General features: G+C 69.4%; 11 protein-coding genes and 2 riboswitches. Of the genes, 7 read left to right on the top strand and 4 right to left on the bottom strand.

Annotated features, from left to right (window positions below; all coding sequences use genetic code 11):
* Together nadA and HNR13_RS09315 are read right to left on the bottom strand one after the other, a co-directional pair.
* On the bottom strand, window positions 1-1,296 hold the full coding sequence (gene nadA, locus HNR13_RS09310; protein WP_179605493.1) for a quinolinate synthase NadA: 1,296 nt from the start codon (window positions 1,294-1,296) through the stop codon (window positions 1-3).
* Window positions 1,293-2,063, bottom strand: a complete 771-nt coding sequence (locus tag HNR13_RS09315) for an NUDIX hydrolase (RefSeq protein ID WP_179605494.1) — start codon at window positions 2,061-2,063, stop codon at window positions 1,293-1,295. Before HNR13_RS09315 ends, nadA begins: the two co-directional genes overlap by 4 nt.
* A gap of 160 nt (window positions 2,064-2,223) precedes the next feature.
* On the opposite strand from HNR13_RS09315, the gene HNR13_RS09320 reads away from it, so the two are divergent.
* The 4 genes from HNR13_RS09320 to gcvP all read left to right on the top strand — a co-directional run bounded on the left by HNR13_RS09320 (window position 2,224) and on the right by gcvP (window position 8,518).
* Window positions 2,224-3,591 carry a M23 family metallopeptidase gene (locus HNR13_RS09320; RefSeq protein WP_179605495.1) on the top strand — a complete coding sequence of 456 codons (1,368 nt, stop codon included), beginning with the start codon at window positions 2,224-2,226 and terminating at the stop codon, window positions 3,589-3,591.
* A gap of 128 nt (window positions 3,592-3,719) precedes the next feature.
* Window positions 3,720-3,814, top strand: a riboswitch (glycine riboswitch).
* 1 nt (window position 3,815) lies between these two features.
* Window positions 3,816-3,918: riboswitch (glycine riboswitch) on the top strand.
* A gap of 69 nt (window positions 3,919-3,987) precedes the next feature.
* A complete protein-coding gene (gene gcvT, locus HNR13_RS09325; protein WP_179605496.1) occupies window positions 3,988-5,199 on the top strand; it encodes a glycine cleavage system aminomethyltransferase GcvT in 1,212 nt (403 codons plus the stop codon).
* A gap of 2 nt (window positions 5,200-5,201) precedes the next feature.
* Complete coding sequence (gcvH, locus tag HNR13_RS09330; RefSeq protein ID WP_179605497.1) at window positions 5,202-5,576, top strand: glycine cleavage system protein GcvH; 375 nt, start codon at window positions 5,202-5,204, stop codon at window positions 5,574-5,576.
* Window positions 5,577-5,590: 14 nt separating this feature from the next.
* The gene (gene gcvP, locus HNR13_RS09335; RefSeq protein ID WP_179605498.1) at window positions 5,591-8,518 is read left to right on the top strand and encodes an aminomethyl-transferring glycine dehydrogenase; all 2,928 of its coding nucleotides are present in this window, start codon (window positions 5,591-5,593) and stop codon (window positions 8,516-8,518) included.
* A gap of 76 nt (window positions 8,519-8,594) precedes the next feature.
* Here the strand turns inward: gcvP and HNR13_RS09340 are convergent, their stop codons facing one another.
* Window positions 8,595-9,422 (bottom strand): CPBP family intramembrane glutamic endopeptidase, encoded by an 828-nt coding sequence (locus tag HNR13_RS09340; RefSeq protein ID WP_179605499.1) that lies wholly within the window; start codon window positions 9,420-9,422, stop codon window positions 8,595-8,597.
* 280 nt (window positions 9,423-9,702) lie between these two features.
* Between HNR13_RS09340 and HNR13_RS09345 the strand changes: the two genes are divergently transcribed.
* From HNR13_RS09345 to HNR13_RS09355, 3 genes are all read left to right on the top strand, one after another.
* Window positions 9,703-11,496 (top strand): ABC transporter family substrate-binding protein, encoded by a 1,794-nt coding sequence (locus HNR13_RS09345; RefSeq protein ID WP_179605500.1) that lies wholly within the window; start codon window positions 9,703-9,705, stop codon window positions 11,494-11,496.
* Window positions 11,497-11,682: 186 nt separating this feature from the next.
* Window positions 11,683-13,215, top strand: a complete 1,533-nt coding sequence (locus HNR13_RS09350; RefSeq protein WP_179605501.1) for an ABC transporter permease — start codon at window positions 11,683-11,685, stop codon at window positions 13,213-13,215.
* A complete protein-coding gene (locus HNR13_RS09355) occupies window positions 13,215-14,228 on the top strand; it encodes an ABC transporter permease (protein WP_179605502.1) in 1,014 nt (337 codons plus the stop codon). Before HNR13_RS09350 ends, HNR13_RS09355 begins: the two co-directional genes overlap by 1 nt.
* 32 nt (window positions 14,229-14,260) lie before the next feature.
* On the opposite strand, the gene HNR13_RS09360 is transcribed toward HNR13_RS09355, so the two are convergent.
* Window positions 14,261-14,887, bottom strand: coding sequence for a PH domain-containing protein (locus HNR13_RS09360; RefSeq protein ID WP_179605503.1), 627 nt, complete (start codon window positions 14,885-14,887; stop codon window positions 14,261-14,263).
* Between the last annotated feature and the right edge of the window lie 50 nt (window positions 14,888-14,937).

Consider the following 14,937-nt stretch of genomic DNA (forward strand, 5'->3'; position numbering starts at 1 on the left):
TCAGGCCGCCATCGTCGTGTCCGGCCGGGCGGCGAGCATGCGCTCCAGCGCCACCCGGGCCGGGACGGCGACCTCGTCGGCCACGCGGACCTGGTTCACGACCTCGCCGCGCACCAGGCCCTCCAGCACCCAGGCGAGGTAGCCGGGGTGGATGCGGTACATGGTCGAGCACGGGCAGACCACCGAGTCGAGGCAGAAGATGGTGTGCTGCGGGTACTCCGCCGCCAGCCGCTGCACCAGGTTGATCTCGGTGCCGATCGCGAAGGTGGAGCCCGCCGGCGCCGCCTGGATCGCCTTGACGATGTAGTCGGTCGAGCCGTACTCGTCCGCGGCGTCCACGACCTCCATCGGGCACTCCGGGTGCACGATCACGCGGACGCCGGGGAACTCGGCGCGGGCGTGCTCGATCTGGCCGACCGTGAAGCGCTTGTGCACCGAGCAGAAGCCGTGCCACAGGATGACCTGCGCCTCGCCGAGCGACGCCTCGTCGTTGCCGCCGAGCGGCTTGCGCGGGTTCCACAGCGGCATCCGCTCCACCGGGACGCCCATCGCCTTGGCGGTGTTGCGGCCGAGGTGCTGGTCCGGGAAGAACAGCACGCGCTGTCCGCGCTCGAACGCCCACTGGAGCACGGTCGCCGCGTTGGACGACGTGCAGACGATGCCGCCGTGCTCGCCGCAGAACGCCTTGAGCGCGGCCGACGAGTTCATGTAGGTGACCGGGATGACCGGGACACGGCCGTCCGCGTCCGGCTCGGTGCCGTACAGCTCCTCCAGCGCCTCCCAGCACTCCTGCACGGAGTCGAGGTCGGCCATGTCGGCCATCGAGCAGCCGGCGGCGAGGTTCGGGAGGATGACGTTCTGCTCCGGCCGCGACACGATGTCCGCGGTCTCGGCCATGAAGTGCACGCCGCAGAACACGATGGTCTCCGCCTCCGGGCGCGCCTTGGCGAAGTTGGCGAGCTGGAACGAGTCGCCGACGAAGTCCGCGAACTGCACGACCTCGTCGCGCTGGTAGAAGTGGCCCATCACCGCGACGCGGTCGCCGAGGGTGGCCTTGGCTGCGCGGATGCGCTCGGCCAGCTCCTCCTTCGAGGCGGTGCGGTACTCCTCGGGCAGCTCGCCCTGCTTCGGCGCGAACGCGGGGATCGGGTCGTCCTGAGACGCACCGGGACCGTACGAGGGCGGGGCGGAGTCGAACAGCCAGGGCCCGTCGACGAGCTCCGGGGCGCAGGTGGCGCCGTCGATGCTGCCGCTCGAGATGAGCTGGATGGTGGTGTCGACCGATGCGATGGTCATGACTGCTCGCTTTCCGGGGTGGGACGGTGCTCTGCTGTGGAGCGGTTCTGGCGCAGGCCGAAAGGCGGCTGCTGCCGGGGGAGCGGCCCCGCGTCGGCGAGGTCGATCGAGTCGTTGTAGCGGTAGAGCCGCGGCGGCCGGTGCCGGGTGCCGGTCAGGTAGTCGCCGGTGGCGACGACGGCGCCGGAGGACTCGATGGTCCGCCGGAAGTTGGCCGGGTCGAGCGGCCGGCCGAGGACGGCCTCGTGCACTTCGCGCAACTGTGCGAGGGTGAAGCGCTCGCCGAGGAAGGCGTGCGCGATCCGGGAGTACTCCATCTTCGTGCGCAGCCGCCAGAGCGCGTACTCGACGATCAGCTTGTGGTCGAAGGCGAGTTCGGGCAGGTCGTCGGCGGAGAACCAGCCGACGTTCTCGCCGGCGGTCGCGGCCTCGGCCTCGGCGCTGCCCACCAGCGCCCAGTAGACGATGGACACCACGCGCTCATCGCCGGGGGAGCGCACCGCGTCGCCGAACGTGTAGAGCTGCTCCAGGTAGCGCGGGGCGAGCCCGGTGGTGTCGGCGAGGGTGCGGGCGGCGGCGTAGGCGAGGTCCTCATCCACTCGGAGCGGGCCGCCCGGGAGCGCCCAGCATCCCTCGAACGGCGCCCGGATGCGGCGGACCAGCGGCAGCCAGACCTGGGCCCGGCCGCCGGTCAGCTCGTCGGAGCGCAGCGCGAAGATGACCGTCGAGACGGCGAGCATCGCACTCGCGCGTTCGTGCTCGGCCATCGCGGCCTCCCGTCCGACTAAAGGTCACTGTGACCCTAAGTTGCGGACCATCTTAGTGTCATGGTGACCTGAACGCAAAATGTGGGCCCAAGGGGGCAGGGCATCTGACGTATTAGAGAAATTGAGAATTCACATATCAATGAGTAACGTCAGTTCCATCATGAAACCAGCACCATCCCATCGCCCGTCGCGAGCGCTCCGGCGCTTCGCGGTCATCGCGGCGACAGCGTTCGCCTTCGTCCTCTCCGGCCTCATCGCCGTCCCGGCGCAGGCCGCTCCCGACTACATCTATCCGACGGCATCGCGCACCGTCTCCGACAACTTCGCGGACCATGTACGGCGCGGGTCCGCCAACCCCGGCACCGACTACGCGGTTCCGGTCGGCACGTCCGTCCAGGCCGTCCGGGCCGGCACGGTCACGATGTCGCAGTGGTGGGGCGACGGCGGCAACGCCGTGCGCATCGACCACGGCGGCGGCGTCGTGACGGAATACCTCCACAACAGCGTGCTGCGCGTGAGCGTCGGTCAGCGCGTTCAGCAGGGCGAGACCATCGCGCTCTCGGGCAACACCGGCAGCTCGACCGGACCGCACCTGCACATCGTCCTCCGCATCAACGGCGTGAACGTCGACTTCGAGAAGTACGTCGGCACGGGCTCGGGCGGCACGCTCGACAGCAGCGCGCTCACCTACGCCGCCGTGCTCGCCGACGGCGGGACGGCGATCGCCAAGGACGACCTGTACGGCTCGTGGACCACGCTGACCGGCGGTGTCGAGGACATCGCCGTCGCGTCGACCGCCGCGGGCCCGGTCGTCGTCGTGCTGACCAAGGACGGAACGGTCCTGAGCAAGCACGGCCTCGGTGGCACCTGGACCACCCAGACCTCCGGCTCGCGTGCGATCGCGCTGACGGCGGATGAGACCACCGGGGTGTCGCTCGCCGTCCTGCAGAAGGACGGGACGTTGATCGCCAAGACCGGGCTGAACGCGCCCTGGGTCACCCTGACGTCGGGCGTCAGCGACGTCTCGATCGCCAGCGATCCGGTGCACGGGCTGACGGTCGCCGCGGTGATGGGCGACTCGGTGGTCGTGAAGAGCGGTCTGTTCGGCGGGTGGGTGCCTGTGGTGAGCCCGGCCGTGCGCGTGGCCGTCGCCAGCGACTCCGTCAACGGCCCGACCATCGTCGCGCTCTCCACCACCGGCGTCGTGTGGGCGAAGACCGGCATCTCCGCTCCGTGGCTGACGCTGACGTCCGGTGTGACGTCGATCGCCGTGGCGAGCGACCCGTCGACGGGACCGACCGTGGGCGTCATCCAGTCCAACGGCGACGCGATCGTCAAGTCCGGCGCGCTGAACGCGCCCTGGGTGGGCGTCGTCAGTGGGGCACAGCAGCTGTCGATCAACTCCGACCCCCGTCGCGGCCCGACCATGATGTACCTCTCGACCGCGGGCGGCGCGGCGGTCAAGTACGGGATCGGCGGCACCTGGACGACGATCACCGCCGGAGCGACGGCGATCGCGCTGCCCTAGCCGGAGAGCTCCAATCGCGGCCGGGAGCTCCACGCGTGCCCGGGGTCGAGTCGGCCCCGGGCACGCACGCGCGCGGCCAGCGTGCGGACCCGTTATGCTGGCCGAAGTCAACTGAATACCGGGCCATTCAGGCCGATGCGGGAGAGTCGCGCGCGCGAGCGGGCGGCACCGAAGGAGCAATCCTCCCCGACAATCTCTCAGGTACGCGTACCGCATCGGACTGGCCACTCTGAAAAGCAGGGCTGCACGCTGGCCCTCGCCCACGGTGAAAGCCTCGACCGCAGCAGCGGCCCGGGTGAAACTCTCAGGCCGGATGACAGAGGGGGAGTTCTTCACACGGAGCGCGCAGCGCGCTACCGTTCATCCCTCCGGCGACGGCCGGCGAACGGAGAACTCATGAGCTCGCACGACAGCCACACCGACGACGCAGCGACCGGCGGAACAGCGACCAACGACGCTGCGACCGCCGCGCCGGAGCGCACCTCCCCGCTGCACGACGCCCACACCGCCGCGGGCGCGTCCTTCACCGACTTCGCCGGCTGGCAGATGCCGGTGCGCTACTCCAGCGACCTCGCCGAGCATCACGCGGTCCGCACCGCCGCCGGACTGTTCGACCTCTCGCACATGGGCGAGATCGTCCTGATCGGCCCGGAGGCCGGGCAGGCGCTCGACTACGCGCTCGCCGGCAAGCTCTCGTCCCTGGCGCTCGACCAGGCGAAGTACAGCATGCTGCTGTCCCGCGCCGGCGGCATCCTCGACGACCTGGTCGTGTACCGCACCGGCGACGACCGCTACATGGTGGTCGCGAACGCCTCCAACCGGGAAGCCGTGGCCGAGGAGCTCCGCGACCGCACCGCCCCGTTCGACGTGGAGGTCTACGACGAGAGCGACGACATCGCGCTCATCGCTGTCCAGGGGCCGGCCGCGCTCAGCATCCTGCTCGCGACTCCTGGCTTCCACCTCGAGGGCGACGACTTCGCCCAGCGGGTCACCGACCTCAAGTACTACTGGAGCATCCCGGCCGAGTTCGAGACCCACCCGGTGCTCGTCGCCCGTACCGGCTATACCGGCGAGGACGGCTTCGAGCTCTACATCGCACCGGACAACGCGCGCGCCCTCTGGGACGCCCTCCTGGAGGCCGGCCGGGAGCAGGGCCTCGTCCCCGCGGGCCTCGCCAGCCGGGACACGCTGCGCCTGGAGGCCGGCATGCCGCTCTACGGCCACGAGCTCGGGCTCGACACGATGCCCGCCCAGGCCGGCCTCGGCCGCGTCGTCAACCTCGCCAAGGACACCGACTTCGTCGGCCGTGCCGCCAGCGAGGAGGGCCCGGACCCCGAGGCGCGTGTGCTCGTCGGCCTGATGGGCCAGGGCAAGCGCGCCGCCCGGGCGGGCTACCCGGTTCTCGCCCCGGCCGCCGACGGCGCGGAGGAGGAGGTCGGGGTCGTGACCTCCGGCGCCCTCTCGCCGACCATCGGCGTGCCGATCGCCATGGCCTACGTCGCGCCGAAGTTCGCCCGCCCCGGCACCGAGCTGCACGTCGACGTGCGCGGCAGCAGCCTTCCGTTCACCGTCACCGCCCTCCCCTTCTACAGCAGAAAGAAGCACTGACCATGGCCGCAGAGCAGGACCTCAAGTACACCGCCGAGCACGAGTGGCTCCTCGTCGACGGCGACACCGCGACCGTCGGCATCACGAGCTACGCGGCGGAGAAGCTGGGCGACGTCGTGTTCGTCGAGCTGCCCGCGGAGGGCAGCGACGTCGCGGCCGGCCGGGTGGTGGGCGAGATCGAGTCGACGAAGTCGGTCGGTGAGCTCTTCGCGCCCGTGGACGGCACCGTGGCCGAGGCCAACCAGGCCGTCGTGGACGCGCCGGAGCTGGTCAACAGCGACCCGTTCGGCGAGGGCTGGCTCATCAAGGTGACCTTCAGCGCGCTGCCGGACGGCCTCCTCTCCTACGACGAGTACAAGGCCCTCACGGGCGAGTAAGGCAACAGCGAGACATGAGCGACCAGTTCCAGACGCGTCACATCGGCACCGACGGGGACGCGCAGCGATCCATGCTGTCCGCCCTCGGGTACGACTCCGTGGAGGCCCTCGTCTCCGCCGCCGTGCCGGACACCATCCGCACCGCCCCCGGCCGCGTCTCCGCGCTGCCCGCGCCCATCAGCGAGCGGGCGGCGCTGCGCGAGCTGCGTGCGCTCGCCGCGCGCAACACCGTGAACCGCAGCCTGATCGGCCTCGGCTACTACGGAACGATCACCCCGGCGGTGATCAAGCGCAACGTCCTGGAGAATCCGGGCTGGTACACGGCGTATACGCCGTATCAGCCGGAGATCTCCCAGGGCCGCCTGGAGGCGCTCATCAACTTCCAGACCATGGTCTCCGACCTGACCGGCCTGGACACCGCCAACGCGTCGATGCTGGACGAGGGCACGGCCGTCGTGGAGGGCATGCTGCTGGCGCGTCGCGCCTCCAAGGCCGCCGCCGGCTCGACGTTCGTGGTGGACGCCGACACGTTCCCGCAGACCCTGGCCCTGCTGCGCAACCGCGCCGAGGCCGTCGGCATCGAGCTCGTGGTGCTCGACCTGGCCTCGACCCCCGCCGACGCCGCCGAGCTGCAGGAGGCCTTCGGCCTGTTCGTGCAGTACCCGGGCGCCTCGGGCCGGGTCTGGGACCCGTCCGCGGTCATCGCGACGGCGAAGGCCGCCGGCGCGGTCGTCGTGGCCGCCGCCGACCTCCTCGCGCTCACGCAGCTCACCTCGCCGGGCGAGCTCGGCGCCGACGTCGCCGTCGGTACCAGCCAGCGCTTCGGCGTCCCGATGGGCTTCGGCGGCCCGCACGCCGGCTACATGGCCGTCCGCAAGGGCCTGGAGCGCCAGCTCCCCGGCCGCCTGGTCGGCGTCTCGCAGGACGCGATCGGCAAGCCCGCCTACCGGCTCACGCTGCAGACCCGCGAGCAGCACATCCGCCGCGAGAAGGCGACCTCCAACATCTGCACCGCTCAGGTGCTGCTGGCCGTCATGGCCGCGATGTACGCGGTCTACCACGGCCCGTCCGGCCTGCGCGCGATCGGCAGGCATGTGCACCTCTCCACCGTCGCCGTCGCGGACGCGCTGCGCGCGGCAGGCGTGGAGCTGCGCTCCCGCTCGTACTTCGACACCCTCCTGGCCGAGGTGGACGACGCCGCGACGGTCGTCGCGCGCGCCCACGAGCGCGGCCTCCTCCTGCACGCCGTCGACGCCGGTCTGGTCTCGCTCAGCCTGGACGAGGAGACCGCCGCCGACCTGCGCGACGGCGTCTTCCCGCTCGGCGACCTGATCGAGGTTCTCGGCGGCACGGTCGACGGCGAGCCTGAGCTCGTCTTCGGCTCCGAGCCGTCGTTCGAGGCGTCGCTCGCCCGCACGTCGGACTTCCTCACGCACCCCGTGTTCTCCACGCACCACTCGGAGACGGCGATGATGCGCTACCTCCGCCAGCTGCAGGACCGCGACTACGCGCTCGACCGCGGCATGATCCCGCTGGGGTCGTGCACGATGAAGCTCAACGCGGCCACCGAGATGGAGGCCGTGACCTGGCCCGAATTCGCGGCGCTGCACCCGTTCGCCCCTGCGGCGGACGTGGCCGGCTCGCTCGAGCTCATCGACCAGCTGGAGGGCTGGCTCGCCGACGTCACCGGCTACGACACCGTGTCGCTGCAGCCGAACGCGGGCAGCCAGGGCGAACTCGCCGGCCTGCTGGCCATCCGCGGCTACCACCGCTCGCGCGGCGACCTCCAGCGCACCGTCTGCCTCATCCCGCAGTCGGCGCACGGCACCAACGCCGCCTCCGCCGTTCTCGCGGGCATGAGCGTCGTCGTGGTCGCCACCGACGAGCTCGGCAACGTCGACCTCGACGACCTGCGCGCGAAGATCGCCGCGAACGCCGACACCCTCGCCGCGCTGATGATCACCTACCCGTCGACGCACGGCGTCTACGAGCACGAGGTCGTCGCCATCACCTCCGCGGTGCACGAGGCCGGGGGACAGGTCTACGTCGACGGCGCCAACCTGAATGCGCTGCTCGGCTACGCCCGGTTCGGCGACTTCGGCGGAGACGTCAGCCACCTCAACCTGCACAAGACCTTCTGCATCCCGCACGGCGGCGGCGGCCCCGGCGTCGGCCCGGTGGCGGCGAAGGCGCACCTCGCGCCCTTCCTCCCCGGGCACCCGCTCGCGCAGGACGCGACGCACGTGCTGGTTGCCAATGGGAGCGGGCACAGTGACGGACCGGTCGGCCGCATCAAGCACGGCGGAGGCCCGGTCTCCGCCGCCCCGTATGGCAGCCCGAGCATCCTCCCCATCTCCTGGGCCTACGTCCGGATGATGGGCGCGCAGGGCCTCGCGGACGCCACCGGCGCCGCGGTGCTCGCCGCGAACTACGTGGCCGCGAAGCTGCGCGAGCACTTCCCGGTGCTGTACGCGGGGGACAACGGGCTCGTCGCGCACGAGTGCATCCTCGACGTCCGCCCGCTCACCGAGGCGACCGGCGTGACCGTGGACGACGTGGCCAAGCGCCTCATCGACTACGGCTTCCACGCCCCGACGATGTCGTTCCCGGTCGCCGGCACGCTCATGGTGGAGCCCACCGAGAGCGAGGACCTCGCCGAGCTCGACCGGTTCGTCACCGCGATGATCGCGATCAAGGCCGAGGCCGACGCGGTCGCGGCGGGGGACTGGCCGGCCGACGACAACCCGCTGCGGAACGCGCCGCACACGGCAGAATCGGTCGCGACCTCCACCTGGGATCACGCGTACACCCGCGAGCAGGCCGTCTACCCGGTGCCGACGCTCGTCCGGAACAAGTACTGGCCCCCGGTGCGCCGCATCGACCAGGCCTACGGCGACCGCAACCTGTTCTGCGCCTGCCCGCCCCCGGAGGCCTTCGCCTGATCACCAGTCGAGTACGCGAATAATCCGCTGAGAACCGCCGAGTACGCAGACAATCTGCGTACTCGGCGGTTTGCGTCTAGCCGAAGATGTGGGGCCAGAGGGCGACGGCGAGGGGATAGCCGACGAAGGAGACGATGTCGATGACGACGTGCGCCACGACCAGCGGCATGACCCGGCCCCAGCGGGTGTAGCACCAGCCGAAGACGACGCCCATGATCGCGTTGCCGACGAACGGCCCGAAGCCCTGGTAGAGGTGGTAGCTGCCGCGGAGGAGCGCGGCGGCGACGATGATCGTCCACTTCCCCCAGCCCAGCTGCCGCAGCCGGGTGAACAGATAGCCGACCACGATCACCTCCTCCTGGAGGCCGGCCCGCAGCGCGGCGAAGATCAGGATCGGCACCGTCCACCAGTGCGTGTCGAGCGGGGACGCCTGCACCTGCACGGTCAGCCCGAGCACCCGCCCGAGGGCGTAGAACAGGATGCCGGGCACGCCGATCACGAGGAAGAGCAGCAGGCCGCCGCCGAGGTCGCGCCCCGGCCGGCTGAGGTCGAACCCGATCCGGCGGAACCCCGTCCGGCCCGGCTGCCAGAGCAGGAAGATCACCAGCGCCACCGCGAACAGCGGGAACGCGTTGCCGAGGAACTGGTAGAGGAAGTCGAAGACCTCCCGGCTGGACTGCGATGGGTTCACCTGCGCGGTCTGCTTCGCCAGGGGAGTGCTCTGCGTGGAGCGGTCGATGATCGTGACGATGGAGTAGACGGCGGACTGCCCGAGGGACAGGCCGAGGACGATCGCGACCTCCCACCACAGCCGGGGACGCTCCTCGCGCGCGACCGGGGTCTCGCCGGTCCAGGTGGGTGGAACGGGCGTGGTTCGACCCGTCCGGACGGCTTCTGTGCTCATATGTGCATCCTGCCAGGCCGGCCCGGGGTCCGGGCTGTGCACACACAGCCGGGATTTGCACGCACCGACCGGCGGAACCGCGCGGTTTCTTGCGTTTCACGCTCCAAGACCACCGATTTCGCGGCGTCCACGCAACAATTCACCGACTGAGTTACCACTGTGTAACGTTTTCCAGCCCCATTTTGCATTCACCCTCCACGGTACCTAGGGTCATTCTTATCCCGCGGGGTACGGGGCTCTCGCACGCCCGTGCTACCGCACACTTCGCACAGGAGGAACATTGCACATCAAGGGAAGAAAGGTCAGGTACGCGGTCAGCGCCGTCGCCGTCGCCGGCGTTGCAGCGCTCGCGCTGTCTGCCTGCACCACGACCGGCAGCACGGGGACCTCGTCCGCGGCCAAGGGCGGCACCGTGACGGTCGCTGTCGTGAACGACTTCACCTCGTTCAACTCGCAGACCCCGCAGGGCAACCTGGACACCAACGGCCAGGTCGGCTACCTGGACGGGTCGTACGGTACTGGCTTCCAGTACATCGACAACAACTACAAGATCGTCCACGACAACACGTTCGGCAAGTTCGAGAAGCTCTCGGACAACCCGCTGACGGTCAAGTACACCCTGAACAAGAACGACAAGTGGTCCGACGGCCAGCCCGTCACCGCTGACGACATGATCCTCGCCTGGGCGATCGCCTCCGGTCACTACGACTCCGCGAAGTTCGACAACCAGGGCAACGTGACCAGCGGCACCCAGTACTTCCAGATCGCGGGCTCGACCGCGGGTGTCGACTCGACCGACTTCCCGACCGTGGGCGACAACAACACGTCGATCACCCTGAAGTACGCCACGCCGTACGTGGACTGGGAGCTCGTCAACCCGATCGCGCAGCCGGCGCACATCGTGGCCAAGAAGGCGGGCCTGTCCTCGGCCGCCGACCTGACCAACCTGCTGAAGACGCTGCCGAAGGGCAACCCGGACGCCCCGGTCGCCCCGAACGCGACGCTGGAGAAGGCGGCCAAGTTCGTCAACACCGGTTACGACGTCACCGCGTTCCCGACCGACCCCGACCTGCTGGTCTCCTCCGGCCCGTTCGTCGTGTCGTCGTGGACCCCGGGCCAGTCGCTCACCATGACGCAGAACAAGTACTACGCCGGCGGCCTCAAGCCGTCCGTGGACAAGATCGTGTTCCGCATCATCCCGGACGCGAACGCCCAGGTCACCGCTCTCCAGAACGGTGAGGTCGACATCATCAACCCGCAGGCCTCGGCCGACACGCTGGCAGCTCTCAAGAAGACCAGCGCGAAGGTCCTGACCGGCGACCAGGCGTCGTACGACCACCTCGACCTGAACTTCGGTTCGCAGGTCTTCGCGGACCCGAAGGTCCGTGAGGCGTTCCTGAAGACGATCCCGCGTCAGCAGATCCTCGACTCGATCGTCACCCCGGTGAACCCGAAGGCCAAGGTCCTGAACTCGCAGATCTGGCTGCCGAACCAGCAGCCGATGTACGGCGACACGGTCAAGAACAACGGCTCCAGCGCGTACGACAAGGTGGACATCGCGGGCGCCAAGTCGCTGCTCGCCGGTGCGACCCCGACCGTCCGCATCCTGTACAACACGAACAACCCGAACCGTGTCGACGAGTTCCAGGCCATCCAGGCGTCCGCGTCCAAGGCCGGCTTCAAGGTCGTCGACGCCGGCTCGCCGGACTGGAGCAAGCTCCTCCCGGGCGGTAACTACGACGCGTCGCTCTTCGGCTGGATCAGCCCGGGCGCCGGCACCTCGCAGATCCCGCAGCTGTTCACCACCACCGGTGGCGGCAACTACAACCGCTTCTCGGCGGCGAACGACGACGCTCTGGCCACCCAGACGACGCTCGACACCAGCAAGCTCACCTCGCTCGAGATGAACATCGACAAGACCGCCTTCTCGCAGGGCTACGGTCTGCCGCTGTTCCAGCTGCCGGGTGTCTTCGGTGCCAACGCCCGCGTCGACGGCGTGAAGTACATGGGCAACCAGAACGGCCCGTTCTGGAACTTCTGGGAGTGGACCGTCAAGTCCTCGACCGCGAAGTAACGCTCGACAGTGAGAGTGCCCGGGTGACCCCCGGGCACTCCGCTGCGACGGGGCGTCGGCTTCGAGTCGGCGCCCCGTTATCATGTAGTCGGCGGTCGTGATCCGGCCGTCCCCTCGAAATCGCGCCAGGCGAGCACCTCGCCGCCACCCGTAACGGCGCGCCCTGTCAGTGAAGGTTTTGAACCTATGGCGAGTTTCATCCTGAGACGCCTTCTTGTCTCAGTGCTCATCATCATCGCCGCTTCGTTCCTGATGTACATGCTGGTCGCGTACAGCGCCGACCCGCTCCAGGACCTGCGAAGCAGCAATTCCCCCAACAAGACCGCGCTCATCAACGCGCGCATCCAGCTGCTGCAGCTCGACGTGGCCCCGCCCCTGCGGTGGCTGCTCTGGCTCGGCGGCGCGGCGAAGTGCCTCATCCCGTTCGCGAACTCGTGCGACCTGGGATCGACCATCTCGAACGCGAAGGTGGTGGACATCCTCCCGCAGGCGCTCACCTCGACCGTTCAGCTGGTCACGGTCGCCCTCATCCTCGCGATCCTCCTCGGTGTCACCATCGGCATCGTGACCGCCCTGCGGCAGTACAGCGGACTCGACAACGTCGTCACGTTCCTCAGCTTCTTCCTGTACTCCCTCCCGGCGTTCCTCGTGGCCGTGCTCCTCAAGGAGTTCGTGGCCATCGGCTTCAACAACTTCCTGGCGAACCCGACGATCCCCTGGTGGATCGCGGCGCTGATCGGGTTGGTGGCCGGACTCATCTGGCAGTCCCTCATCGGCGGAGACATGCGCAGGAGGGCGATCACGTTCGCCGTCTCCGGCGTCGCGACCGCGGGCGTGCTGCTGCTGATGAGCGCGACCAACTGGTTCCTGCACCCGGGTCTCGGCCCCGTCGTGATGATCATCCTGATCGCGGCCACCGTCATCGGGGCCACGGCGCTCACCGCCGGCCTGCAGAGCCGCCGCGCGCTGATCTCCGCGAGCATCGCGGGCGCCGTGTCGCTGGTCTGCTACTTCGGGCTGCAGTGGCTGTTCGACATCTCGACGCCGGCCACGATCGTCATCCTCGCGATCGTCGCGATCGGTGTCAGCCTGCTCATCGGCTGGCTCGTCGGCGGCTACGACCGCGGCCAGAACATGCGCGTCGCCGTCATCGTCACGGTCGTCTCCGGCTTCCTGATCATCGTCGACCGCTTCATGCAGGCCTGGCCGGCGTACTTCCAGGACACCAACGGCCGCCCGATCGCGACCGTCGGCTCGTCCACCCCCGGCCTGACGGGCGACATGTGGGTGACCGGCCTCGACACGTTCACGCACCTGTTCCTGCCGACCATCGCGCTGCTGCTGATCTCGTTCGCGTCGTACACCCGCTACTCGCGGGCCGGCATGCTCGAGGTCCTCAACCAGGACTTCATCCGCACGGCGCGGGCCAAGGGCCTCCCGGAGCGCACCGTCGTCGTGCGGCACGCCTTCCGCAACATGCTCATCCCGATCACGACGCTGGTGGCGTTCGACGTGGGCGCCCTACTCGGTGGCGCCATCATCACGGAGAAGGTCTTCGCCATCCCCGGCATGGGTTCGCTGTTCTACGCGGGCCTGTTCCGCGGCGACCTGAACCCGGTCATGGCGTACTTCGTGATCATCGCGGTCATGGCCATCCTGTTCAACTTCCTGGCGGACCTGGCCTACGCCGCACTCGACCCGAGAGTGAGGGTCCGCTGATGACCACCACTGAGCCCATGATCGCCGACGAGCTGCAGGAGCCGAGCTCCCCGCCCGTCAGCCAGGGGAAGCTGATCTGGAAGCGCTTCCTGTCCAACAAGGTCGCCGTCGCCAGCGCGATCCTGTTCATCCTGATCGTGCTGTTCTCCATCTCCGCGATCGGCATCGGCCCGATCCACGGCTGGTGGAAGTACGACTACAAGTCGCTGAACGACCAGATCAACCAGGGCGCCCCGAGCGCCGAGCACCCGTTCGGCCAGGACCGCATCGGCAAGGACTACTTCGCGCTCACCATGCGCGGCATCCAGAACTCGGTGCTCGTGATGGTCGTGCTCGGCCTGATCGCCAGCGTCGTCGGTGTCGTCGTCGGCGCCATCGCCGGCTACTTCCGCGGCATCGTCGACGCGATCCTGATGCGCATCACCGACGTCTTCATCGTGATCCCCGCGCTGGTGATCGGCTCGGTCGTCGGTCACATGTTCGGCGGTCTCGGCGCGTTCTTCCTCGCCCTGATGCTGGGCTTCTTCTCCTGGATGGGCATCGCCCGTCTGGTACGAGGCGAGTTCCTGTCACTGCGCGAACGCGAGTTCGTGGAGGCGGCCCGCGTGGCCGGCGCGTCGGACATGCGGATCATCTTCAAGCACATCCTGCCGAACGCCATCGGCGTCGTCATCGTGTCCTCGACGCTGATCATGGCCTCGGCCATCCTGCTCGAGACCGCGCTGTCGTTCCTCGGCTTCGGCATCCGGCCGCCGGACGTCTCGCTGGGCCTCCTGATCAGCTCGAACGAGTCGGCGTTCCAGACCCGTCCGTGGCTGTTCTGGTGGCCGGGCGCGTTCATCGTGACGCTCGCCCTGCTGGTCAACTTCGTCGGCGACGGTCTGCGCGACGCGTTCGACCCGCGGCACCGCCGGTTCAACCTCCGCAAGATGCGCGAGGAGGAGCCGGAGCCCGGCGAGGACGGCTTCAACGGACCCCGCACGGGCGCTGCCCTCGCGGAGGACGTGCTGTGACATCCGCCCGCGCTGCGCTGCCGGCGGCCTCCTCAGGCCGCCAGCAGGGCGGCGACCGTGCCGACCGCGAGAACGGTCAGCGCGGCCAGCGACACGATGTGCCAGCGCACCGTCACGGGCGTCTCGTCCGCGCGGCCGCTGTCGATCGCGCCGCTCTGCTGCAGCTGGGCCCAGCGCCTGCGGACCACCTCGGCCGCGGCGCCGGACTCGGTGTTGAGCAGGTCGCCCGGGCGGCGCACGCTGTCCGCGACGTTCGGCTTGCCCACCCGGCCCCTGGTCTCCTGGCGGGTGGCGCGCAGCGTGCGCGCCGTGCCGGGAGCGGGCGCGGACCACACCGGGAACTTGCGTCCAGGGGTGTAGAGGGTCAGCGCGTACTTGGTGTCGACATGGATGAGCGCCTGCCACGGGATGTCGATGGTGCGGGTGACATTGATCACCTCGATGCCGTCGTCGCCGACCGTGAGGAGCGGACGCCAGAGCACCGCCCAGCCGATGAACGCGAACAGCGCGCACGGCACGACGTAGAGCAGGCGCGCATCGTGCACGCTCACCAGCAGGCCGATGATGAGGGCGGCAGCGGCCGCCCAGATCACAACGGCAAGGACCCGGTTGAACCGGGACACGAAAACCTCGCGCTCGGCGGGGGAGACGTAGGGCATGGGTCCATGCTCTCATCCCGCACCGTCTCCGCCCCGCTCGAGCGCGCCCC

The organism is Leifsonia shinshuensis (assembly GCF_013410375.1).
Lineage (GTDB): Bacteria > Actinomycetota > Actinomycetes > Actinomycetales > Microbacteriaceae > Leifsonia > Leifsonia shinshuensis.